Here is a 23,074-nt window from a genome sequence, read left to right as displayed (position 1 = left end):
CCCCGGGTTTGGCGCGAGTAGCAGAGTACAACGAAGATGTACCGAACACGAAAACGGGACCCCGACCAGGGGCGCAGATACGGAGGGCAATCCAATGGCGGATTCATCGTTCGACATCGTCAGCAAGGTCGACCGGCAGGAAGTCGACAATGCGCTGAACCAAGCCGCCAAGGAGCTGTCCACCCGCTTCGACTTCCGCGGCACGGACACCACCATTGCCTGGAAGGGTGACGAGGTCATCGAACTGGTCTCCTCGACCGAGGAGCGCGTGAAGGCCGCCGTCGACGTGTTCAAGGAGAAGCTGGTCCGCCGCGACATCTCGATGAAGGCGTTCGACGCCGGCGATCCGCAGCCCAGCGGCAAGACCTACCGGGTGTCGGGGACGCTGCAGCAGGGCATCAGCAGCGAACAGGCCAAGAAGATCACCAAGATCATCCGCGACGAGGGCCCCAAGGGCGTCAAGGCGCAGATTCAGGGCGACGAGATCCGGGTGTCCAGCAAGAAGCGCGACGACCTGCAGGCCGTCATCGCCCTGCTCAAGGGGGCCGACCTGGACGTGGCGCTGCAGTTCGTCAACTACCGCTGACGCTCAGCCGTCGCTGTTCAGCTCCTTGTCCAGGTGGGTGCCGACGTTCTTGCTGTCCCCGTGATGGTTGGTCATGTTGCGGCACTCGCCGTAGAGCTTGAACGCGAGCCGGCTTTCGCCCTGGTAGTACTCGATGTTGATCGCGACGCCGTTCCGGTTGATGGTGCCGCCGTAGTTGTGCTGGGTGGGTAGCTTGTCCGACCAGCCCGCGGCCAGCATGGCCTTCTTGACCTGTTCGGCGTAGTCGTGGCCGCTGACGCCGGGAGGCAGTTGCGCACTCATCTCGATGTATCCGCGGTTCGGCGGAGCGCCGTCGTCATTGCAGGAGGCGAGGTAGCCGCCGCCGGTAACGTCTTGCAGCCCAGCCACTTTCCGCAATTGCCGACCGGCGTCGAGGACTTGCGCCATGGACTCTTCATCGGTCATCGGGTGCGCTGGACGATCACTGTGCGGAAACAAGCCACATCCTCCTAACAACAGGGCACAGGCGACAGCCGCTGTACCGACGCGATATCGACTACTTGTACTCATGGTCGTTCTTCACCGTCTCACCTGGGCGATTGGATTCGGGATCCGAATATGCCGGGGTCCCGGGGATGGGGATGTCGACGTGCGGTACTGGGACGTCGATGCCGAACGGCAGGTCGATGTGGTCGGGTGTCGAGATGGTCGGCCGGTGCCGGTCCTCGGCCAGGAGTCCGTCGGTCGCGAGGCGTTCGCTGTGCCCGCTGGCGATGTCGGTCATCGCCCGCAACGACTCACTGCCCATGTCGTAGTACTTCGAGTGATCGTGAATGCTCCAGCCGGTTTCCCCGGCCACCTCGGCCCGGAACCGCGTGGCGCCGAACCCGTCTGCCGATGGATCGGTCCCCAGACCGGCGACCGGCCCCAGCGGATTACCGAGTTGCGCGTTCAGCCATTGCGCCGCGCCCGGACCGCCCATCCCAAGTCGGGCGACGGGATCGGTCGATGCCGCCCCGACATACACCTGGCCACCGTTGACGTGGAAGTCCGCGGCACTATGCGCCAAATCTGTTCCAGGACAACCGATCAACACGACATCATTGACTTTCATACCGCTGCCCGCGCACGCATCGGCAACCGTGGTGGACCCGTACGAGTGACCCATCACCGTGACGTGGGACGCACCCTGATGCGTCGCAGCCAGCCCGTTGACGTCGGCGGCCAGTAAGTCGCCACCCTGCCTGGCCAGGGTCGGGTTCGCGATGCGCGGATCGGTGAAGCTGTCGGGCGCGTCGTAGCCCATCCACATCATCACCGCGGTGGAGCGGTTCGGGTCGGCCAGCCTCGCCTGGTCGTACACGTGAATCGCATCGTCGTGGCCGTCGGCCAGCCAGCCGTCGTGGACGCTGCTGCCGGTGCCGGGCACGATCACCGTCGTATTGTCCGCGGTGTCGGGGTTCCCGAGGCAGATGGCCGCCCGCCCCTGGCCGCCATCCGCCTCCGGTTGATAAGCCCACAGCATGACGGGACGTTCCCGCTTCGAGTCGGTGCCGGACCCGCGCTGGTGCGCGAGACCTTCGCTGGTGCGCCGGGCGTTGTAGAACCGCGTGGCGTCGGTTTGCGTCAGCCCGTACCGGGCGGGGTCCTTGAGGACGTCGTCCTCTGACACGTGATTGCGGCCCGCGACGTCGCGGACCCGGTTCAGGTCGTCGTTCATCACCTGCTGATTGACGGCGTCCCGGGCACTGGCCGGGACACCGTTGAGGTTGCCCAATTCCGGCGGATGCCGGGCGATCAGCTGCTGTTGCTGCTCCGGCGTCAGTGCGTTCCACCACTTGTTGACGTCCTCGGGGTTGGTCCCCGGCGGCGGAATCTGGATGTCCTGCCCGCCGATGTTGACCGGCGCCGAGGGCTTCTGGCCCTGTACTGCCTGGTCGATCGCCGTGGCGGTGAGCGTGTCGGTGGTCTCGAAGGCCTTCAGTTGCTCCTGAATGGATTCGGTGAAGAACTCGGCCGCTTTCTTGAGGGGTCCCAAGTCGCCGACCAGCCACTGCTGTGGGGTGACCACGCCGTCGTCGCGGACCGAGAACCCCAGCATGAGGGCCGTGTCGACGAATTCGAGCAGGGTGCTGCGCAGCGAGGTGAGCTGATTACCGCCGTCGGTGAGCGCCTTGGCCAGCTTGTCCAGCCGGGCCCGGTAAGCCTCCTGCTCATCGATCAGCTGCTGTGCCTTGGCGATTGCGGCGTCGCTCGCCTGCCCCTGCCAGTTCGCTTTCAAATTGGCCAGCTGGCCGCGCTCGACGCCGATCACGATCTCCAGCGCGGCCGACGTGGTCCGTACGTCATCGGCGGCGTCGAGCATCGTCCCAGGCTTCGCCGCGCGCACGCGCGACACCGTCACCGTCACCCCTGCCGCACCCCCTCGGCGATCGCTCCTTCGATCGTCGCACAGCGTGGCGGTACCAACCGACACAAACCTAGACACTCCGCGAATCCCGCCGCTCCGCTCGTCCCGGCGACATAACCTGTCGCCATGGCATCAGCGCAGCGCGTACCGACCGTCGTCGTTCTCGGTGGCGGGTCCTGGGGCACCACGGTGGCCTCGATCTGTGCGCGCCGGGGCCCGACGCTGCAGTGGGTACGGTCCGCGGAAACCGCGGCCGACATCAATGAAAAGCATTGCAACAGCCGCTATCTGGGTGACGGCGTGGCACTGCCCGAATCGCTGCGGGCGACCACCGACTTCTCCGAAGCAGCCAACAGCGCCGACGTCATCGTGATGGGTGTGCCGTCGCACGGCTTCCGCAACGTGCTGGGCGAGCTGGCCAAGGAACTGCGGCCGTGGGTCCCGGTGGTGTCGTTGGTCAAGGGCCTCGAGCAGGGCACCAACATGCGCATGAGCCAGATCGTCGACGAGGTGCTGCCGGGGCACCCGGCAGGAATCCTGGCCGGGCCCAACATCGCCCGCGAGGTCGCCGAGGGATACGCCGCCGCCGCGGTGCTCGCGATGCCGGACCAGCATCTCGCCGCCAATCTCGCAGGCCTGTTCCGCACCAGGCGGTTTCGCACCTACACCACCGACGACGTGATCGGTGTCGAGATGGCCGGGGCGCTCAAGAACGTGTACGCGATCTCCGTCGGCATGGGCTACTCATTGGGCATCGGCGAGAACACCCGCGCGATGGTGATGGCGCGCGCAGTGGCCGAGATGTCCAAGCTCGGCGTGGCGATGGGCGGCAACCGTGACACCTTCGCGGGCCTGGCCGGCATGGGCGACCTGATCGTCACCTGTACCAGCCAGCGCAGCCGCAACCGGCACGTCGGCGAGCAGCTGGGCCAGGGCAAGCCCATCGACGAGATCATCGCCTCGATGAACCAGGTCGCCGAAGGCGTCAAGGCCGCCAGCGTGATCATGGAATTCGCCGAGACGCACGGGCTGAGCATGCCGATCGCGCGTGAGGTGGACCGGGTGATCAACCACGGCTGCACGGTCGAGGACGCCTACGCCGGCCTCATGCTCGAGAAACCCGGGCACGAGGTCCACGGCGCAGGGTTCTGACCTCGGGATCAGTTGAAGTAGGGGTTGCGGTCTTTCGGCCTGTCCAGCAACGGATTCGACTCGTTGACGATGAAGCTGCCGGCCGGGCTGACCACGAAACCGGACTGGTCGAAGCTGTTGACGCACGCCGTCATGGTGCCGTCGGTGCCGCACGTGATGTTGCGGTAGGTGATCCGCGAGCCGGCCGGCAGGGTCTGGACCGCCCCGGGCATCTCGCCGACGTACTTCGGCCCGTTCAGGGTGTTGAACGCCGGCGCGCCCACCTGCTGACCGACGACGACGTTGGTGCCTTCGGGAGCGCCCGGCATCGGGCCGCTACAGCCGTACTCGCCTTCGTTGCGGCGCATGATGCACGTCAGACCGCCGGGGGCCTGGAACATGTAGAACGTCCCGTCCTTGCTGGCGTAGGTCGACGGGGTGACGGGCTTGAATCCGTTGAGGTTCGGCGCGGCGGGTCCCGGCGGCGGGGGCACCGGCTCCGGTGGCGGAGCCGCCGCGGCAACACCCGGCACCAACGAGATCGCCCCAGCGGCCACCGCCGCACCGATCAGGATTCTGCTGAACACCTGCTCAGAGTAGAACCCAATGACCACGCCTCGCAGCGTCAGCCGCAAATCACTTGCAGCCGAGGTCGACGTAGACCGTGGTGCTCTGCCCGCGCAGCTTGCCCTCCTGGCTCGACAGCTCACGCCCGTGCCGGACGGCGGTGACGGTGCAATCCTCGATGGATCCGCTGCCGACCCGCGACTCGATCACCCGGAAGCCCTCGGTCTGCAGCCGATGGATCGTCTGCGTCGCGGATTCCCCGGGCGCCGGCGGCACCACGGGCCGCGCCGTGGCCGGTGCGGCCGCCGCGACCAGCAGGGCCAGGACGATTCCGGTCCCGGCCGAGATCTTGGTGGAACTCTTCATGGTTTTCCCTTTCCGCATCCAGCGCCGACAGCGCTGGATCAATAACTTCGACGGTAGTCGCGGAAATGGGCGAGAAACGCATTCTCAGGCCGAACCCATACGGATATCCGCATGAATCATGCCGAATTCAGGCGAAATTCAAACAGTCGACTCGGATACGTGCGGATTGTGCGACTCGCTCACCGTCACGTACTCCCCGACTTCCCGGTCCATCGGCAGCCGCACCCGGAAAATCGTTCCCGCAGTGTTCGATTCGACCTTCACGCGGCCGCCGTGCGCTCTGACGATCGTCGACACGATCGCCAGGCCGAGCCCCGTGCTGCCGAGCACGCGAGAACGCGATTTGTCGGCGACCACAAATCTGTCGAACAAATTCGGCAACAATTCTTCCGGAATTCCCGGGCCGTCATCGGCGACGGTCAATTCCACATATCCGGGACCCGGTGTCAGGCTGGTCGTGACCGATACTCCGGCGGGCGTGTGGACGCGTGCGTTGGCCAGCAGATTGCCGATCACCTGATGCAACCGGGCCGGGTCGCCGCGGACCCACACCGGCACGTCGGGCAGGCGCGAGCGCCAGCGGTGCGCGGGCGACGACACCGCGGCGTCGTTGACGGCATTGATCACCAGGTCGCACAGCTCGACGTCGTCGGTCTCGAGATCCTGATGCTCCTCGAGCCGCGAGATCAGCAGCAGGTCCTCCACCAGACCGGACATCCGCTGCGCCTCTGCCTCGATGCGGGCCAGCGCGTATTCGGTGGTCTCGGGCAGTGCGGCGCTGTCCTGACGGGTCAGTTCGGCGTACCCGCGGATGGCGGCCAGCGGTGTCCGCAACTCGTGGCTGGCGTCGGTGAGGAATTGCCGCGTCCGGCGGTGCGACGCGGCGAGTTCGGCGAGCGCACTGTCGACGTTGTCCAGCAGTTTGTTGAGCGTGTCCCCCACGATGCCGACCTCGGTGCGCGGGTCGGTGTCCTCCGGCCGGACCCGTTCGGTGATGCGGTGGTCCTCGCTGCCGAACTGCCGGGTCGCCACCTTCGCCGCCGTCGAGGCCACGCGGCTCAGCGGCCGCAGCGCATAGTTCACCACCGCGATGGTGCCGACCGCGGTCAGCGCGATGGCCAGCAGTGTCATGACCGCGACCGCGACGGTCTTGCGCGCCACCACACTGTTGGCGTCCTCCATGGACACGCCCGAGACCAGCACGTCACCGCCGCCGGCGTCCTGTCCGGCCATGCGGTACCAGCCGAGTCGCGGCAGCTTCACCGTCCGCGGCCCGAGGTTGGTCCACTGCTGCCCGCTGACGGCCTTGACGACGTCGGGCTGGACGGGCTTCGGTTCGCCGTCGGGGAACACCGCCGACTGCACGACGACGCCCTTGTGCAGCACCGCGATGAGGTTTCCGGGCGCCTGGCCACCGAAGGCCGTCAGGCCGTCTTCGCCGGCGTCGATCGGGTGGGCCGGGTCGCCGCGTTTGATCTCCAAGCGGTCGTAGGAATGACCGAGGGCGTCGAGCGAGCGCTCGAGTTCGGCGTCGCTCATCGCCGAGACGTAGCTGTGCAGGCTGTACACCGACAGCACCCCGACCGCCAGCAGCACCACGGTGACCAGCGACGTGACGCCGAAGACGAGGCGTCGGCGCAGGGTGCGCGGACGCCACCAGGGCGCCCGAACCGGCGTACGGGCGAGTACTCGAGTCGGCACCCGGGTCACACGCGTCACCTCGGGCAGGTTAGTCCTCCGTGCCGGCAGGGCGCAGCATGTAGCCCACGCCGCGCACTGTGTGGATCATCGGTTCACGATCGGTGTCGATCTTCTTGCGCAGATACGAGATGTAGAGGTCGACGATGCTCGACTTGCCACCGAATCCGTAGTTCCACACCCGGTCGAGGATCTCCGCACGGGCGATGGCCCGGCGCGGGTTCCGCATCAGGTACCGGAGCAGTTCGAACTCGGTGACGGTCAACGCGATCGGCTCGCCGGCCCGGGTCACCTCCCGGCTGGCGCCGTTGAGGACCATGTCGCCGACCTTGAGCACCTCGTCGGACTCCGGCGCGAGCTGACTGGACCGGCGCAGCAGTCCACGCAGCCGGGCCACCAGCTCTTCGAGGCTGAACGGCTTGGTCATGTAGTCGTCGGCGCCGGCGGTCAGCCCCGTGACGCGGTCCATCACGGAGTCGCGCGCGGTGAGGAAGAGCGTCGGGGTGTAGCCCTCGGCCGCACGGACCCGCTGCAGCAACTGCAGGCCGTCGGTGTCGGGCAGCATGATGTCCAGCACGACGAGATCCGGTTCCATCTCGCCGAACTTGGTCACCGCGTCGCGGCCGTTGTGCGCAACCTCGACGACCCAGCCCTCGTAGTGCAGCGCCATCTTGACCAGGTTGGTCAGCGCCGGCTCGTCGTCGACCAGCAACACCCGGATGGGGGATCCGTCGGCACGTTCCATGCGCGGCAGCTGGCCGAGCACGGCGGCCCGGGGGTGACCCTCTCGTGGTGGTACCGACATCGTTGTCATTCTTCCATTGTGTTGAGAACACAGAAAATTGTCACTGCGTTCATACCGAGTTCAAATATTAGTCCCTGGATATGACTCACGTCACTTACCTGAGCCGATGTGATGCGCGAGAATCGTTGCAATACAGTGATCTTGACTGGTCGGACCCCCAATCACGAGCATACCGACCGGATCGATTCAAGCCGGTATCCCAGGTCGCCCAATCGATCAACCCTCTGGCCCACGGAGAAGATTTGCGTTCTCTATGGGAACTCTTCCTCGCCTTGCGACCCTGTCTGGCGATAAATACTCTCACACTTAGCAATTGACGTCGCTTATCGTCGGCGACCGTCGAACAGTTCTGAAACATGTTGTCTCGCAACATGTTTAATCGACAATGGTGTCGGCGGGTGTGCGGACCGAAACTCGCGCAGCGCATCTGCACATGTGTCCGTCGGACAACAATCGGAGAACGGAAACCTAGGCATGCTAGAAACCGCCCCGCCGGCAAAGGGTCTACGCGCCATACTGCGCTACGACCTGCCTGCGTCACTTGTCGTATTCCTGGTGGCACTCCCACTGTCGCTCGGCATCGCCGTCGCGTCCAACGCGCCCATCCTGGCCGGCATCATCGCCGCCATCGTCGGCGGCATCGTCGCCGGCGCGCTCGGCGGCTCGCCGCTGCAGGTGAGCGGACCGGCCGCCGGCCTGACCGTCGTCGTCGCCGGATTGATCGCCCAATTCGGCTGGGGCGTGACGTGCGCCATCACCGTCGGCGCCGGCATCCTCCAGATTCTGTTCGGCCTCAGCCGCGTGGCCCGGGCCGCGCTGGCCATCTCGCCGGTCGTCGTCCACGCCATGCTCGCGGGCATCGGCATCACCATCGCGCTGCAGCAGCTGCACGTGCTGCTGGGCGGCAAGTCCAACAGCAGCGCGTGGGAGAACATCCACGAGCTGCCGGCGCAGCTGATGAACGTCCACGGCCCCGGCTTCGTGCTCGGCATGCTGGTCATCGTCACGCTCGTGGCGTGGCGCTGGGTGCCGGCACCCGTCAACCGGATCCCCGGTCCGCTGGTCGCCATCGTCGGTGTGACGGCGCTGTCCGTTCTGCTGCCGTTCGACGTCAAGCGCATTCAGATCAACGGCTCGCTGCTGGACTCGCTGTCTTTGCCGACCCTGCCCGACGGACAGTGGGCCGCCGTCTTCGCGGGCGTCCTGACCGTCGCCCTCATCGCCAGCGTCGAGAGCCTGCTGTCGGCCGTCTCGGTCGACCGCATGCACAACGGCCCGCGCACCAACTTCGACCGTGAGCTGATCGGCCAGGGCGCGGCCAACACCATCTCCGGCGCCATCGGCGGCCTGCCCGTCACCGGCGTCATCGTGCGCAGCTCGACCAACGTCGCCGCGGGCGCCAAGACCCGGGCTTCGGCCATCCTGCACGGGTTCTGGATCCTGCTGTTCGCGGTGCCGTTCGCCGGCCTGGCCCAGCTGATCCCGACGTCGGCGCTCGCCGGCCTGCTGATCGTCATCGGCTGCCAGTTGGTCAAGAAGGTGCACATCGAAACCGCCCGGCGCACAGGCGATATCGCGGTTTACGCCATCACGGTGCTCGGCGTCGTCTTCCTCAACCTGCTCGAGGGTGTGCTGATCGGCCTCGCCCTGGCGGTCGCCCTGACGGTGTGGCGCGTCATCCGGGCCAAGATCGTCACAGAGCACGTCGCCGGCAACGACTGGCGCATCGTGATCGAGGGCTCGGTCAGCTTCCTGTCGCTGCCGCGCCTGACCTCGGCTCTGGCTTCGGTGCCGACCGGTTCCGACGTCACCGTCGAGCTGTCGGTGGACTTCATCGACCACGCCGCCCACGAGACCATCGACGAGTGGAAGCGCCAGCACATCGCCGGCGGTGGCTCCGTCGAGATTCACGAGCACGGCACCGCCGAGCTGCACAGCGCGGCGGCCGGTCCGCCGACCCGCACGTTCACGCCGTTCGACAAGCGCTCGGGTGTCGTCCCGTGGAAGTCGCAGCCGCAGACCTCTTCTGTGATGGAGGGCCTGGAGACCTACCACCGCCGCACCGCACCCGTGCTGCGCCCGCACATGGAAGACCTGGCCCACACCGAGAAGCCGGAGACGCTGTTCATCACCTGCGTCGACTCGCGGGTCGTGCCCAACGTCATCACCAGCAGTGGCCCCGGTGACCTGCTGACGGTCCGCAACGTCGGCAACCTGATCCCGGAGGGACGCGCCGACGCCTCGGTCGAGGCGGCCATCGCCTTCGCCGTCGAGGTCCTGGAGGTCTCGTCGATCGTGGTGTGCGGCCACTCCAGCTGCGGCGCCATGACCGCGCTGCTGGGCGGCGATCAGGGTCACGACGAGCACCTGCACACCTGGCTGGAGCACGGCGATGCGACGTTGCGCGCCTTCGACGAGGGCCGGCACCCCGTGGCCGTCGCCGCGGCCGAGGAAGGGTTCGGCGTCGTCGACCAGCTGTCGATGGTCAACGTCGCACTTCAGGCGCAGACCCTCGCCGCCCACCCGCTGGTCCGGGCCCGGCACCGCGCCGGCGACCTCGAGGTGATCGGGTTGTTCTATGACATCGGCACCGCGGCCGCCCTCCGGGTGACGCCGGTCAGCGTGGACCGTCTGGTCGAGGTTGCCGAGTAGTACCTGATTGATCCTGTGCCCAGGGCCGTACCCCGCGAGAGCGGCAGGCCCTGGGCGCAGTGTCATTTCCGGGTCCTCGTCAGCTCAGCCGCAGCAGCATCCGCCGGCCGCCTCCGCGGCGGACGGCAACTCGACGTTCGGCAGTTCGCCGTCGGGCCGCCAGTCGAACGGGAAGTGCTTGCTGGAGACGCCGAGGTACTCGTGGGAGAAGTCGAAGCCGACGGCGTCGGCCTTCTTGACCACGCCCCACGTCGCCACCTGGCCCGGGCCGACTTCCGCGCCCGGAGCGTTGACGGTCGTCACGCGACGGTTCGGATCGGCCGTCGGCCCCGTCAGCGCGTCGACGCGGACGTCGACCTTGCCCGGAATCTCCGCCCGCCAGTAGGCGAGGTCGTCGGCCGCGGCGAAGTTGATCGGCGCGTACTCGATGCCCCGCAGCTCGCTGATCAGACTGCCAAACTCCCCCGGCCAGCCGCCCTCGTCGCCGCGGAAGATCCGCTCCAGAGCCGCGCGCTGATCGGCGTCGGCCTTCTCGTCGATGTAGAACATCAGCTTCATGGTGGCGTCCGGGTCGCCGATCCACATGTTGCCGGCGAACTCACCCAGGGCCACCACCCCGAGACCGCTGAGATCGGTTGTGCCGTAATGCCCTTCGTGCACCTGCCAGACGAGAGTGAACAGGCAGTCGCCGTGCGTGGGCTCCTGCGCGAAGCTGCACGGGCAGGGCAGTTTGCAGCTGCACACATCGAACCACTCGCCGCGTAGATGCCAATCGGTCTTCGGAGTTGCCGCCACCGTCATCGCTGAATCCCTTCTCGTTTGCATACCCCCTGGGGGTACCTGACGTGGACGACGTTACGCAGCGCGGCGAGCGTGCGTCAAGTACCCCCAGGGGGTATGTTTCTATGAGTTTGGCGAGCCTGACCGGGCAGTGCTGCATCCACCCTGAAGCCAGGGCGAAAAAGTGCGAGAGACGACGACCCTCAACGCAGGGTCAATAGGGAATCAGCCGCGGGTGCCGTTGACCCTGCAACCAGGGCCCAAAAGTCCGAGTAACCAAGACCCTCAACGCAGGGTCAACGCAGAAGCGCGGGCAACTCCGCGGAACTACCGCCCCGCCATACGCTCCAGGCGCGCGATGCGGTCCTCGATGGGTGGGTGCGTCGAGAACAGCTTGCCGATCTTCTCGCCGGCCCGGAACGGGTTGGCGATCATCAGGTGGGCCTGGTCGGCCAGCTGCGGCTCGGGCGGCAGCGGGGCCTGTTGCACGCCGGCGCTGATCTTGCGCAGCGCGCTCGCCAGCGCCAGCGGGTCACCCGTCAGCTCGGCGCCCGACTGGTCGGCCTGGTACTCGCGTGAGCGCGACACCGCCAGCCGGATGATGGTCGCGGCCAGCGGGCCGACGATCGAAAGCACGAGCAGGACAAAGGGATTGGGCCGGTCGTCGCGGTCGCCGCCGCCGAACATGCCGATGAAGTAAGCGACGTTGACCAGTGCGGTCACCACCGACGCCATGGCGCCCGCGACGCACGAGATCAGGATGTCGCGGTTGTAGACGTGCGACAGCTCATGCCCCAGCACGGCGCGTAGCTCGCGCTCGGTGAGGATGTTCAGGATGCCCGTCGTGCAGCAGACCGCGGCATTGCGGGGATTGCGCCCCGTGGCGAACGCGTTGGGGGCGTCGGTGTCGCTGATGTACAGCTGCGGCATCGGCTGGCGCGCGGTGGTGGCGAGCTCGCGGACGATGCGGTACATCGCGGGCGCCTGCATCTCGCTGACCGGCTGTGCGTGCATGGCCCGCAGCGCCATCTTGGCGCTGTTGAAGTAGACGTAGGCGTTCATGCCGATGGCGAACAGCACCGCCAGGTACATGATGTTCTTGCCGAACAGCGACCCGATCAGCACGATGAGCGTCGAGAAGCCCGCCAGCAGCGCGAACGTCTTCGCGGTGTTCGCGTGCGGATTCCACGTCATCGGCTACCTCCTCCAGCGCAGTCAAACTCACTGAATTGAACGCTCGGCAACTGGTGCCTGGTTCCAGGGTGTCCCGGTGGGAGGTCAGCCGTGGCGGTCAGCGGTGTACTCGACCAGGTTGAGCAGCGCCAACCGGCCGGGCAGATCCGGCAGGTTGTCCAACTCGGCGCGAGCGTCCGCGGCGAAGCGCTGAACGGTGCGCTTGGCCTCGACCATGCCCTGCGACGCGCGCAGCAGCGCCAGCGCCTCGGCGAGGTCGGCGTCGTTGTCGATGGGCTTGGCCAGCAACACCCGCAGCCGGTCGGCGTCGGGTCCGGTCTCCTGCAGCGCGTACAGCACCGGCAGGGTGTGTACGCCTTCGCGCAGATCGGTTCCCGGCACCTTGCCCGATTCGTCGGGATCGCTGTCGATGTCGATGATGTCGTCGGAGATCTGGAAGATGGTGCCGACGATGCCGCCGAGCCGGCTCAGCCGCTCGATCTGCTCCTCATCGGAGCCGGAGAACGTCGCACCGAACCGGCCGGACGCCTCGATCAGGCATGACGTCTTCTCGTACACGACCTTCAGGTAGTGCTCGACGGGGTCGGCGCCTTCGAGGGCGCCACGGGTCTCGCGCATCTGGCCGGTCACCAGCTGGGCGAAGGTGTCGGCGATGACGCGCACCGCGTCGGGCCCCAGCCGGGACACCAGCCGCGAGGCGGTGGCGAACAGGTAGTCGCCGGCCAGGATCGCGATGTTGTTGCCCCAGCGGGCGTTGGCGCTGTCCGCGCCGCGCCGCACCTGCGCCTCGTCCATGACGTCGTCGTGGTAGAGCGTCGCCAGGTGCACCAGCTCGATGACGGCGCCGGCGATCGCGACGTCGTTGTTGTCGGGGTCCGGCCCCAGCGACGCCGACAACACGGTGAACAGCGGACGGAACCGCTTGCCACCGGCCTGGAACAGGTGCTGGACCGCTTCGGCCATCAGCTCGTCGGCTTTGCCCAGCTCGGTCGACATCAGGTCTTCGATGCGCGCGACCGCGTCACGAACCTGCGCGGCGAAGGCGGCGTCACCAAAGTCCACGCCCGCGACCACTGTCGCTGGTGTCTTCATGGGTCCAACATACTGGGCGGCATGGTCGTGCACGCAGATGTGGTCGTGGTCGGAGCCGGGCCGGCAGGTTCCGCCGCTGCCGCCTGGGCAGCGCGCCGGGGCCGCGACGTCCTGGTGATCGACTCGGCGCAGTTTCCCCGGGACAAGGCCTGCGGCGACGGGCTGACGCCGCGGGCCATTGCCGAACTGCGTGAGCTGGGACTCGGCGATTGGCTCGACGGCCACGTCAGCCACCACGGGCTGCGGCTGGCCGGCTTCGGCGCGCAGCGCGAGGTGCGCTGGCCGGGGCCGTCGTTCCCGGCCACCAGCAGCGCGGTTCCCCGCGCCGAGCTCGACGACCGGATTCGTCAGGTCGCCGCCGACTCCGGGGCGAAGATGCTGCTGGGCGTCAAGGCCGTCGCCGTCTCCCACGATGCGGCCGGCCGGGTGACCACGTTGCAGCTCGACGACGGACAAGAGGTGAGCTGCACCGAACTCGTCGTGGCCGACGGCGCCCGCTCGACGCTGGGCCGTGTCCTGGGCCGGCAATGGCACCAGGAGACGGTGTACGGCGTCGCGATCCGCGCCTACATCGCGACGCCGCGGCACGCCGAGCCGTGGATCACGTCGCACCTGGAGCTGCGCTCCCCCGCGGGGGAGGTGCTGCCGGGCTACGGCTGGATCTTCCCGCTGGGCAACGGCGACGTGAACATCGGCGTGGGTGCGCTGGCCACCGAGAAACGTCCGGCCGACGCCGCGCTGCGCCCGCTACTGGCCCACTACACCAACCTGCGCCGCGACGAGTGGGGCTTCGAAGGTCAGCCGCGGCTGGCCAAGTCGGCGCTGCTGCCGATGGGCGGCGCCGTGTCCGGGGTCGCGGGACCGAACTGGATGCTGGTCGGTGATGCGGCGGCATGCGTCAACCCGCTCAACGGCGAGGGCATCGACTACGGCCTGGAGACCGGCCGGCTCGCTGCCGACCTACTCGGCTCGGGTGACCTGAGCGCGGCCTGGCCCGCACTGCTGCAGCAGCACTACGCCGCCGGGTTCTCGGTGGCCCGCCGCTTGGCCATCCTGTTGACGATCCCGAAGTTCCTGCCGCTGACGGGGCCCGTCGCGATGCGGTCGCAGTACCTGATGACGGTCGCGGTGCGGGCCATGGGCAACCTGGTGACCGAGGAGGACACCGACATGGTCGCCCGCCTCTGGCGCCGCGCCGGACGCGGTTCGCGCCGGTTGGATCAGCGCAAGCCGTTCAGCTGACCGACCGCGCGAACCCGACGATGTCGCGCACCGTTGCGGCGAAGACGTCGGGCATGGCACCGGCGAGCAGGATGTCCCCGGCATGGCAGGTGCCCGCGACGATCCGGCCGACGGCGCTGACGCCGGCCGCGGCCAGCCTGCGGTAGTAGATCAGGCCCTCGTCGCGCAGCGGGTCGAGCTCGTTGACCGAAATGACGTGCGGCGGAAGGCCTTCCAGCTCCAGATCGGTGGCCTCGGCGGCCCAGCAGGTGCCATCCTGCGCGTGCTGCTGGTCCGGGTCATAGATCGAGCCCAGCAGGGCGAGCTGCAGGCGGCTGATGAAGTACTGGTCGTTCTCCCGCAGTGACGGCAGCTCGTCGCAGTCCTCCAGCCACCGGTTCGAGATGTACGGGCACTGGGCGTAGACGCCGGCGATCTCACCGATCCAGCCTTCCCGCTTGGCTTTCAGCGCGACCGTCAGCGTCAGGTTGCCGCCGCCGGACTCCCCCGACACGATGACGTGACTGATCCCCAGCTCGGCTTTGTTCGCCGCCGCCCACCGAACGCCCGCGGCGCAGTCGTCGAGGCCGGCCGGGAACGGGTGCGGACCGAGCGCGCCGCCGGAGTTGCGGAACTCGACGCCGACGACGACAAGGCCTGCGGCGGCGAGGTTTTCGCGCAGCCGGACGTACTGGATGTCCGCGGCGCTGCAGATCGCCATGCCGCCGCCGTGCAGGTGCACCAGGCCCGGCAGCGGGCCGTCGGCGTCGGTGGGCCGGCTGATGAACAGCGTGATCTCGTTGCCGTCGGCGCCGGTGATGGTGGTCGTCGTAGTCGTGACACCCTCGGCGGGCGGGGCCTGCTCCCCGAACATCTTGAGAACCGCCCCGGTCCCCTGCTCGGCGAAGTTGGAGAACTCGATGCGCTGCGCCAGCGGAGCGTCGACGGTCAGGGGCGCTTCCGGCAGTCGGCCGTCCATGCCGAACGCGGCGAGCGCCTTGACCATGCGCGGGTCGGCACGGGGATCGGTGCCGATGGTGCGGTCAGGGTCAGCGAGGCGTCCGTAAGGCATGGCCCCATCTTGGTGCCGAATGCGAACTTGGTCGCGACTTTCCGAAAAGTCGCGACCAAGTTCACCGTGGGCGGAAAGCTACCGGTATTCGCAGAGGTACGCGGTCTCGACCTCGACCCGGACGCCGAACTTGCTGTCGGCCGGCACGGTGAATTGCGTTCCGGCGGCGAAGGTTTCCCACTCCTCGCTGCCGGGCAATTTGACGGTCAGGGCGCCGGACACCACGTGCATGATCTCGAGGCTCGAGGTGCCGAATTCGTATTCGCCGACGGCCATGACGCCGACGGTCGCGGGGCCCTCGGCGGGCGCGAACGCGATCGATGCGACCTTGCCATCGAAGTACTCATTGACCTTGAACAACACATCTCCTCGAACTCAGGTGAGGGGCCAGAATATCCGGCGCCTGTGCCGGCGTTGACTGCGAACCTACGCACATAGGCACTCGACCTTTTGCGACGTCAGTTCGCAGTCAACGCTGAAGGCGCCGATCCCGGGCTACTGCACCACGTACTTGTGGACTCCGAGGATGGCGTTCTCGTCGGCCGGTTCGGTGGTGCACTCGTGCAGCGCCGCCCGCACGGCGTCGGTGTCCATGCCGGTACCGATGCACACCAGTTGGGTGCCGCTGCCGCGGCGCTTCTGCAGCCGCAGGGAGCCGCCCACCAGCTGCAGCAGGTACCGGTGTCCCGCACCGAAGTCGACGAAACCCTTTGCCCGGTACAGGCCTTCGGGCCGGTCACGCAGCAGCGCCAGCAACCGGCGGGGATTCAGCACGTCGCCGGTGGTGTATTCGACGGACTGGTAGACGGGATGGTCGTGGTCGTGCTCGTCGTACAGCAGCTCGTCGAACGACAGCTGTGCCTGCGGGGCGCGCTCGGGGATGTCGATGAGCAGCGTCGGGTCGATCCGCGCGAAATCGGTGGGCTGCACCGGAACCCGCGGATTCTGCGCGCGAATCCGGGCCAGCACGTCATCGATGTCGGTGGCCTCGGAGGCCCGGTTCAGCACCACGAGGTCGGCGACCGGAAGGCCGTGCCCGAACTCCGGCTCGGTCGCGCTGACCACCAGGATCAGGCCGGCGTAATGGAAGTCGTCGGAGTCGGCCGTCATGATGGTCCGCGCCACCGCGGGCGGCTCGGCGACGCCGCTGGCCTCCACCACGATCAGGTCCAGGGCCGGGCGGACGGCGGCCAGCTTGCCCAGCATCTCGGCGACCTCACCGTCCTCGGCGACGCAGCAGATGCACCCGTTGGACAGTGACGCCATGGCGTCGACCTGACCGGCGACCAGCATCGCGTCGATGTTGACGGACCCGAAGTCGTTGACCAGCACGCCGATTCGCGCGCCGCGGCCGTTACGCAGCAGGTGGTTCAGCAGTGTGGTCTTGCCCGCGCCGAGGAAACCGGCGACCGCGAGGACGGGAATACTCACGGCTTGACGGCGGCGTGCAGCGCGACGATCCCTCCGGTCAGGTTGCGCCAGCGCACCTGCGACCAGCCGGCCGCCTCGATCTTGCGGGCCAGGTCGTCCTGGTCGGGCCAGGCCCGGATGGACTCGGCAAGGTAGACGTACGCCTCGGGGTTGGACGACACCGCGGTGGCCATCGTCGGGAGCGCCTTCATCAGGTACTCCTTGTAGGCCGTCGCGAAGAGCCGGTTGGTCGGCGTGGAGAACTCGCACACCACCAGGCGGCCGCCGGGCCGGGTCACCCGGGCCATCTCGCGCAGGCCGGCGCTGAAGTCGACGACGTTGCGCAGCCCGAAGCTGATGGTGACCGCGTCGAAGACGCCGTCGTCGAACGGCAGTCTGGTGGCGTCACCGGCCACCTTCGGGACCTTCCGGTCCGCCCCCGCCGCGAGCATGCCGACCGAGAAATCACAGGCCACACACCAGGCGCCCGACGTCGCGAGCTCGACGGTCGACACCGCGGTGCCGGCAGCCAAATCCAGGACCTTGTCACCTGGGCCGATACGCAGCGCCGCCCGCGTCTGCCGCCGCCAGAACCGGTCCTGCCCCAGGGACAGCACGGTGTTGGTGATGTCATAGCGACGGGCGACGCCGTCGAACATCGACGCAACCTCGTGCGGATCCTTCTCCAATGACGCGCGACTCACGGATATGACGCTACCGGCTGCTCCAGCGCCCCGCGTCTGCGGCGGGGCGGGAATGGAACGGGCACTTCGGGAGCTGTAAGCCGCATGGGGACAAAAGTCTGGTTCATCACGGGTACCTCGCGCGGTTTCGGGCGCGAGTGGACGGCTGCGGCGCTCGAGCGCGGTGACAAGGTGGCCGCAACGGCACGGGACGTGTCGACGCTCGACGACCTGGTGGCCAAGTACGGCGAGGCGCTGCTGCCCATCACGCTCGACGTCACCGACCGCGACGCCGACTTCGCCGCGGTGAAGACAGCGCACGAGCACTTCGGCCGGTTGGACGTCGTCGTCAACAACGCGGGTTACGGCCAGTTCGGCTTCATCGAGGAGCTGTCGGAGGCCGAGGCGCGGGATCAGATCGAAACCAACGTCTTCGGCGCGCTGTGGATCACACAGGCCGCACTGCCGTACCTGCGTGCGCAGGGCAGCGGGCACATCATCCAGGTGTCCTCGATCGGCGGCATCAGCGCGTTCGCCGGCCTCGGCGCCTACCACGCGTCGAAGTGGGCGCTCGAGGGCTTCTCGCAGTCGCTGGCGGCCGAGGTGGAACGGTTCGGGATTCACGTCACGCTCATCGAGCCCGGGGGATTCTCGACGGATTGGAGCGGCGCGTCGGCCAAGCGGACCACCGAGCTCGAGGCGTACGACGGGCTGCGGGCGGACGTCGCCCGCTGGCGCAGCGAGCGCAACGCGGTGCCGGGCAACCCGGAGGCGTCAGCAGCCGCGGTGCTCAAGATCGTCGATGCCGAGAAGCCGCCGCTGCGAGTCTTTTTCGGTAGTGCTCCGCTGCAGATCGCCAAGACCGACTACGAAAACCGGTTGCGCACTTGGGAAGAGTGGCAGCCGGTGGCCGAGCTGGCGCAGGGCTGACCGAAGGAACTTCATGGCGGGACTGAAATTCGTCCGACGGGACGACGGATTGACCTATGAGTTCGCCGAAGACGGCGAGGCGCACGGGTTTCCGTCGTACAAGCGGGTCGACCTGGACATCTGGTGCCGGCGACTGCCGCACTTCGGGTGGGTGGTGTGCACGGAGCTGGGCGCGGTGTCGAGCCGCCCGTTCGACCACGCGGGGTTCGGCTACCTGCCACCCGAGGGTACGTGGGTGAGCCGCAAGGACGACCGGTCCTACGTGTACGACCTCGTCCACGTGAGCTGAACTCCCGCCGAGCGTGCATGTCTGCGCACGGCACGCCGGTCGACACGTGCAGATTCGTCACTCTCGGTGGCCACGAGCGCGACATTCATACACACCGAATACGGCGTGTCGCAAGCAAACACGCACGCTCGCGGGGAATCAGGCAGCGTCAGGCAGCGAGGGCGCGACGCTCGCCGAGGACGGCGGCGTAGTGGCCGAGCAGTTCGTCGCACACGGCGGGCCAGGTGCGGCCGAGCACGCTGCGGCGGGCGGCGAGCGAGTAGCGGGACCGCTCGGCCAGCAGGTGGTCGACCGCGGCCGGCAGCGACCCCTCGAAATCCGCCACCGGCAAGAGCAATCCGGTGTGCATGGGTGTCACCAGATCACGCGGGCCACCCGCATCCGGCGCGATGACCGGCAGACCTGACGCCATGGCCTCCTGCACCGCCTGACAGAACGTCTCGTGCTCCCCCGGGTGCACGAACACGTCCATGCTGGCGTATGCCGTGGCCAGTTCCCGCCCGTACAGCGCGCCGGTGAAAACCGCTGTCGGCAGCAGCTTTTCGAGCTTGGGTTGATCGATACCCTCGCCGACGACCACGAGCTGCAGATCGTCGCGGCCGGCCAGCGCGGCCAGCCGTTCGACGTGCTTCTCCGGCGCCAGCCGGCCGACGAAACCCACCACCGGCTTGCCCTCGGGCGACCACTGCGCCCGCAGCGCGGCACTGCGCGCCGACGGTGCGAAACCGGTGACGTCGACGCCGCGGCCCCACTTGTACACGCGCGGAATCCGATGGGTGACAAGGTCTTCCATCGTCGCGCTGGACGGCGCGAGGGTCCGGTCGGCGCGCGAGTGCAGGTGCCGGTTCCAGGCCCACGCGGTCTTCGTCATCATGCCGACGCCGTAGCTCTGCGCGAAACCGGCGATATCGGTCTGGAACACCGCGACGGTCGGGATGTCGAGGAAGCGCGCGGCGTGCAGGCCGCCGTAGCCCAGCAGCGCCGGCGACGCCAGGTGCACGACGTCGGGCCGAAAGTCGCGCAGTACCCGCACCATTCGCGGCCGCGGCACACCCAGCGGCAACGACGTCACCTTCGGGAACATGCGGGACGGGATGCGATGCACGGGCACATCGCCGTGAAAAGTGTCTGCGGGCTTTTCGCCCCGCGGTGTGTCCGGCGCGATCACCAGCGCCTCGTGGCCGTTCCGGTGGAGGTGCTCCAGCACCCGGAGCACCGAATTGGTGACGCCGTTGACATTCGGGAGAAAGGACTCCGCCACGATCGCAACTCGCACACCTGCAGGCTGGCAGCGCAGCCTGACCGTCAGGTGACCGTCAGGGGTACGCGACGCGAAGACACGCACAACTCGGGTACCACCGGTATCGTCTGTCGCACCGGGGTGAGAAAGGGGCCGGCATGCGTCTACCTCGGCTGATCCTCGCTTCGGCCACCGCGCTGGTCCTCCTCGCCGGGTCAACCGGCTGCGGCCGTACCGTCACCGGATCGGCACTCCGGGACCCGGATCTGCCGGGCGTCGCGCTCACCGCGGACGGCTTCGGCATCATCGCCGGCCGCCCCGACGCCCCGGCGCAGATCGAGGTGTACACCGAGCCGCAGTGCACCCACTGCGCCCACCTGCAGGACACCGACGGTCCGGAGCTGAAGAGCCTGATCGCCCTCGGCCTGCTGACCGTCACCTACCGCCCGGTGACGTTCCTGGACACCGAGTACGGCTATTCGGCCAAGGTGGCCAACGCGATGTTCCTGGCCGCCGCGCACGGCACGTCGGCGCCCGCGCTGCAGGCGTACGTCGCGACGCTGTGGGGCCACCAGAATCCGGGAGGGTCGGCGCCATCGGACGGTCAGCTCGCGGGCTGGGCCGCCGATGCCGGCGTCAGCGCCGAGGCCGTGGCCACCATCCAGTTCGGTGAACACGCCGTCGACACCGACGAAATGACGATCACCAACGAGACCCGGCTGCAGGAAATCCGCGACGGCGACGCCGGCACCCCGACGGTGTACGACCTCACCGGCAACACCGTGGTGGACATCCAGGAAGACGGGTGGCTGGCCAAGCTGACCGCCGGCCGGCAGACCTAACCCAGCCGGCGCTGCACGAGCGTCACGATCCAGAGCAGCGCACCGGCGACCAACCAGCCCACCACGGCGATCGACCCGGCCGGGATGACGGCCAGCGACGCGTTGCGGTTCTGCACCCGGACCAGGTCCGGGTTGCTGCGGTCGTACTCGACGTAGATGCGCATCCCGGTCTCCAGCTCGGACGGGTACAGCACCCCCAGCTCGGGCCGGTAGGTGACGCGGTCGGGCGTCACGAACTCGATGGTGGAGCGTCGCGGACCCGCCGAGAGCACCTCCGCGGCCGCCGTGCCCATGTTGTGCTCGATCTGCTGGTCGTTGCGCCACGCGCCGAGCACCAGCAGCACCGACTGCAGGGTCACCAGGCAGCCCATGATCACGATCCCGATCCGGATCCGGCGGATGACGCGCTGCGACCGGGTCTCCTTGCCGTCACCGAAGACCCGCAGAATCAGGTTGTCCCACAACGTGTTCAACCTGCAGCGCAGGGGTTCGGGGATCACGGCGCGGCCTTGATCGCCGCCCGTATCGATGCGTGCAGCGCCCGCAGGGTGGACCGGTCGGCCTTGACCTCCAGCACGCGCATCCCCTCGAACGGTTCGCGCAGCGCGGTGGCCAGCCCGTCGGCCTCCACCTGCCGGCACTCGACGTGGTACGCCCGGCACAGGGCCGCGACGTCGACGTCGTGCGGGGTGCCGAAGATGCGCGACGACACGTCGGAGAAGCGGGGATCGCCCTGCTCCAGCAGCTCGAAGATGCCGCCGCCGTTGTCGTTGGAGACCACGATGGTCAGCGCCTTGGGCATCGGCTCGGTGGGGCCGATCAGCAGGCCCGAGCTGTCGTGGACGAAGGTCAGGTCACCGATGAGCGCGACGGTCCGGCCCGACGTGTGGGCGAGCGCGGCGCCGATCGCCGTCGACACCGTGCCGTCGATGCCGGCGACGCCGCGGTTGGACCGCACCGAGATGCCGTGCGAATTCAGCCCGACGAGCGCGGCGTCACGCACCGGGTTGGAGGCGCCGAGCACCAGCTGGTCGCCGGACTGCAGCCCGTCGGCGACGGCGGCCGCGACGTGCAGGCCCGTGGTCAGTTCGTAGGCCGCCAGCTGGTCCCGCACCGCGTGCTCGGCGCGGGTGTTGGCCTCGGCACACTTCGCGAGCCAGGCCGGATCGGGAGTGCCCGACGTGATGGCCCGCGTGCCGGTGGCCTGCGAATTGCCGGACACGTCGGGCCAGCGCGGGCCGGTGGTCAGGGCATAGACGGGCACCGACGGGTCGGCCAGCAGCGCCGACACCGGCCGGTGCAGTGTGGGCCGGCCCAGCATGATCACCTGCTGCGGCCGGACCAGTGACAACGCCAGCGGATGCAGTGGGTTGTCGGCCGGCGGCGCGGTCGGTTCGGCGACGGTCGGCAGGTGCGCGAGGTTCTCGTGCCGGCCCGCGCCGTGGCCGGCGATGACGACGGTGTCGGGCGTCAGGTCGATCTCGAGGGGCTGGTCGAACGTGACGGGCGGGGTGTAGGTCCACGGCTTGCCGTCAGGGCGGCCTTCCGGCGCGTAGGGGCCATCTTCGGCGGTGTCCGGGACCAGCGGCTCCCGCAGCGGGATGTCGAACTGCACGGGTCCGGCATTGGCGGTGCGAGAACCCTTGGCCGCCACCAGGACCCGGCATGTGGCCGACCGCCACTGGGCATTGGAGGCGGCGACGTCGGCCGTCGGCTCGGCCAGGCCCAGGCTGATGGTGGCCCGCACCTGGTTGCCGAAATAGCCGAGCTGCTCCATGGTCTGGTTGGCGCCGGTGCCCAGCAGTTCGTACGGCCGGTTGGCACTCAGCACGATCAGCGGCACGCGGGCGTAGTTGGCCTCGATCACCGCCGGACCGAGGTTGGCCACCGCGGTGCCCGACGTCATCGCGATGCAGACCGGCGAGCCGGCCGAGACCGCCAGGCCGACGGCCAGGTAGCCGGCGGTGCGCTCGTCGATGCGGACATGCAGCCGCAAGCGGCCGGCCCGGTCGGCGTCGGCCAGCGCGAACGCCAGCGGGGCGTTACGTGAGCCGGGGCACAGCACCACGTCACGGACGCCGCCGCGGATCAGTTCATCGACGACGACCCGCGCCTGAATCGTCGACGGGTTCATTGCTACAGCGT

General features: G+C 68.2%; 23 protein-coding genes. 7 read left to right on the top strand and 16 right to left on the bottom strand.

Features of this window, described 5'->3' with window-relative positions:
* The first annotated feature begins 94 nt into the window (after positions 1–94).
* Positions 95–586 carry a YajQ family cyclic di-GMP-binding protein gene (locus tag ACJH6H_RS04860; protein ID WP_020101292.1) on the top strand — a complete coding sequence of 164 codons (492 nt, stop codon included), beginning with the start codon at positions 95–97 and terminating at the stop codon, positions 584–586.
* A gap of 3 nt (positions 587–589) precedes the next feature.
* On the opposite strand, the gene ACJH6H_RS04855 is transcribed toward ACJH6H_RS04860, so the two are convergent.
* Complete coding sequence (locus tag ACJH6H_RS04855) at positions 590–1,012, bottom strand: hypothetical protein (protein WP_212806987.1); 423 nt, start codon at positions 1,010–1,012, stop codon at positions 590–592.
* Between the two features lie 91 nt (positions 1,013–1,103).
* Positions 1,104–2,957 carry an alpha/beta hydrolase gene (locus ACJH6H_RS04850; RefSeq protein ID WP_406774358.1) on the bottom strand — a complete coding sequence of 618 codons (1,854 nt, stop codon included), beginning with the start codon at positions 2,955–2,957 and terminating at the stop codon, positions 1,104–1,106.
* Positions 2,958–3,083: 126 nt separating this feature from the next.
* On the opposite strand from ACJH6H_RS04850, the gene ACJH6H_RS04845 reads away from it, so the two are divergent.
* Entirely contained in the window at positions 3,084–4,109 is a 1,026-nt protein-coding gene (locus tag ACJH6H_RS04845) for an NAD(P)H-dependent glycerol-3-phosphate dehydrogenase (protein WP_212806989.1), read from the top strand.
* Between the two features lie 8 nt (positions 4,110–4,117).
* Here ACJH6H_RS04845 and ACJH6H_RS04840 read toward each other — a convergent pair whose 3' ends face one another.
* The 4 genes from ACJH6H_RS04840 to ACJH6H_RS04825 all read right to left on the bottom strand — a co-directional run bounded on the left by ACJH6H_RS04840 (position 4,118) and on the right by ACJH6H_RS04825 (position 7,533).
* Positions 4,118–4,675 carry a hypothetical protein gene (locus ACJH6H_RS04840; protein ID WP_318985713.1) on the bottom strand — a complete coding sequence of 186 codons (558 nt, stop codon included), beginning with the start codon at positions 4,673–4,675 and terminating at the stop codon, positions 4,118–4,120.
* 49 nt (positions 4,676–4,724) lie between these two features.
* Positions 4,725–5,021 (bottom strand): hypothetical protein, encoded by a 297-nt coding sequence (locus tag ACJH6H_RS04835; RefSeq protein ID WP_212806991.1) that lies wholly within the window; start codon positions 5,019–5,021, stop codon positions 4,725–4,727.
* A gap of 138 nt (positions 5,022–5,159) precedes the next feature.
* Positions 5,160–6,731 (bottom strand): sensor histidine kinase, encoded by a 1,572-nt coding sequence (locus tag ACJH6H_RS04830; RefSeq protein ID WP_406774402.1) that lies wholly within the window; start codon positions 6,729–6,731, stop codon positions 5,160–5,162.
* Between the two features lie 19 nt (positions 6,732–6,750).
* The gene (locus ACJH6H_RS04825; RefSeq protein WP_406774357.1) at positions 6,751–7,533 is read right to left on the bottom strand and encodes a response regulator transcription factor; all 783 of its coding nucleotides are present in this window, start codon (positions 7,531–7,533) and stop codon (positions 6,751–6,753) included.
* Positions 7,534–7,998: 465 nt separating this feature from the next.
* Here ACJH6H_RS04825 and ACJH6H_RS04820 point away from each other — a divergent pair, with 465 nt between their 5' ends.
* Positions 7,999–10,176, top strand: coding sequence for a bifunctional SulP family inorganic anion transporter/carbonic anhydrase (locus ACJH6H_RS04820; protein WP_135357656.1), 2,178 nt, complete (start codon positions 7,999–8,001; stop codon positions 10,174–10,176).
* Between the two features lie 84 nt (positions 10,177–10,260).
* Here the strand turns inward: ACJH6H_RS04820 and ACJH6H_RS04815 are convergent, their stop codons facing one another.
* The 3 genes from ACJH6H_RS04815 to grcC1 all read right to left on the bottom strand — a co-directional run bounded on the left by ACJH6H_RS04815 (position 10,261) and on the right by grcC1 (position 13,242).
* A complete protein-coding gene (locus tag ACJH6H_RS04815) occupies positions 10,261–10,977 on the bottom strand; it encodes a DUF1326 domain-containing protein (RefSeq protein WP_406774356.1) in 717 nt (238 codons plus the stop codon).
* Between the two features lie 306 nt (positions 10,978–11,283).
* On the bottom strand, positions 11,284–12,150 hold the full coding sequence (gene htpX / locus ACJH6H_RS04810) for a zinc metalloprotease HtpX (protein WP_133425383.1): 867 nt from the start codon (positions 12,148–12,150) through the stop codon (positions 11,284–11,286).
* An 84-nt stretch (positions 12,151–12,234) separates the two neighbouring features.
* The gene (grcC1, locus tag ACJH6H_RS04805; RefSeq protein ID WP_061003352.1) at positions 12,235–13,242 is read right to left on the bottom strand and encodes a nonaprenyl/(2E,6E)-farnesyl/geranylgeranyl diphosphat synthase; all 1,008 of its coding nucleotides are present in this window, start codon (positions 13,240–13,242) and stop codon (positions 12,235–12,237) included.
* 21 nt (positions 13,243–13,263) lie between these two features.
* Between grcC1 and menJ the strand changes: the two genes are divergently transcribed.
* Positions 13,264–14,484 (top strand): menaquinone reductase, encoded by a 1,221-nt coding sequence (menJ, locus tag ACJH6H_RS04800; RefSeq protein ID WP_406774355.1) that lies wholly within the window; start codon positions 13,264–13,266, stop codon positions 14,482–14,484.
* On the opposite strand, the gene ACJH6H_RS04795 is transcribed toward menJ, so the two are convergent.
* From ACJH6H_RS04795 to ACJH6H_RS04780, 4 genes are all read right to left on the bottom strand, one after another.
* Positions 14,477–15,535: an alpha/beta hydrolase gene (locus tag ACJH6H_RS04795; RefSeq protein WP_406774354.1), complete on the bottom strand. Its 1,059-nt coding sequence runs from the start codon at positions 15,533–15,535 to the stop codon at positions 14,477–14,479. The genes menJ and ACJH6H_RS04795 overlap by 8 nt on opposite strands.
* Before the next feature lie 78 nt (positions 15,536–15,613).
* Entirely contained in the window at positions 15,614–15,895 is a 282-nt protein-coding gene (locus ACJH6H_RS04790; protein WP_406774353.1) for a pyrimidine/purine nucleoside phosphorylase, read from the bottom strand.
* 135 nt (positions 15,896–16,030) lie between these two features.
* Positions 16,031–16,966, bottom strand: coding sequence for a CobW family GTP-binding protein (locus tag ACJH6H_RS04785; RefSeq protein WP_406774352.1), 936 nt, complete (start codon positions 16,964–16,966; stop codon positions 16,031–16,033).
* Positions 16,963–17,649, bottom strand: a complete 687-nt coding sequence (locus tag ACJH6H_RS04780; RefSeq protein WP_212806999.1) for a demethylmenaquinone methyltransferase — start codon at positions 17,647–17,649, stop codon at positions 16,963–16,965. Before ACJH6H_RS04780 ends, ACJH6H_RS04785 begins: the two co-directional genes overlap by 4 nt.
* 84 nt (positions 17,650–17,733) lie before the next feature.
* Here ACJH6H_RS04780 and ACJH6H_RS04775 point away from each other — a divergent pair, with 84 nt between their 5' ends.
* Entirely contained in the window at positions 17,734–18,558 is an 825-nt protein-coding gene (locus ACJH6H_RS04775) for an SDR family oxidoreductase (RefSeq protein WP_212807000.1), read from the top strand.
* A gap of 13 nt (positions 18,559–18,571) precedes the next feature.
* A complete protein-coding gene (locus ACJH6H_RS04770; RefSeq protein ID WP_212807001.1) occupies positions 18,572–18,847 on the top strand; it encodes a hypothetical protein in 276 nt (91 codons plus the stop codon).
* Between the two features lie 148 nt (positions 18,848–18,995).
* Here the strand turns inward: ACJH6H_RS04770 and ACJH6H_RS04765 are convergent, their stop codons facing one another.
* Complete coding sequence (locus ACJH6H_RS04765; protein WP_406774351.1) at positions 18,996–20,123, bottom strand: glycosyltransferase family 4 protein; 1,128 nt, start codon at positions 20,121–20,123, stop codon at positions 18,996–18,998.
* A 122-nt stretch (positions 20,124–20,245) separates the two neighbouring features.
* Here ACJH6H_RS04765 and ACJH6H_RS04760 point away from each other — a divergent pair, with 122 nt between their 5' ends.
* Complete coding sequence (locus ACJH6H_RS04760; RefSeq protein WP_406774350.1) at positions 20,246–20,929, top strand: DsbA family protein; 684 nt, start codon at positions 20,246–20,248, stop codon at positions 20,927–20,929.
* Here ACJH6H_RS04760 and ACJH6H_RS04755 read toward each other — a convergent pair.
* A complete protein-coding gene (locus ACJH6H_RS04755; RefSeq protein ID WP_212807004.1) occupies positions 20,926–21,429 on the bottom strand; it encodes a DUF3592 domain-containing protein in 504 nt (167 codons plus the stop codon). The genes ACJH6H_RS04760 and ACJH6H_RS04755 overlap by 4 nt on opposite strands.
* On the bottom strand, positions 21,426–23,063 hold the full coding sequence (gene menD, locus ACJH6H_RS04750; RefSeq protein WP_406774349.1) for a 2-succinyl-5-enolpyruvyl-6-hydroxy-3-cyclohexene-1-carboxylic-acid synthase: 1,638 nt from the start codon (positions 23,061–23,063) through the stop codon (positions 21,426–21,428). The genes ACJH6H_RS04755 and menD overlap by 4 nt, the downstream gene beginning before the upstream one ends.
* Positions 23,064–23,074: the final 11 nt, after the last annotated feature.

The organism is Mycobacterium sp. SMC-21, assembly GCF_045310825.1.
Classification (GTDB): Bacteria; Actinomycetota; Actinomycetes; order Mycobacteriales; family Mycobacteriaceae; genus Mycobacterium.
This window is presented reverse-complemented; position numbering and strand designations above follow the sequence as displayed.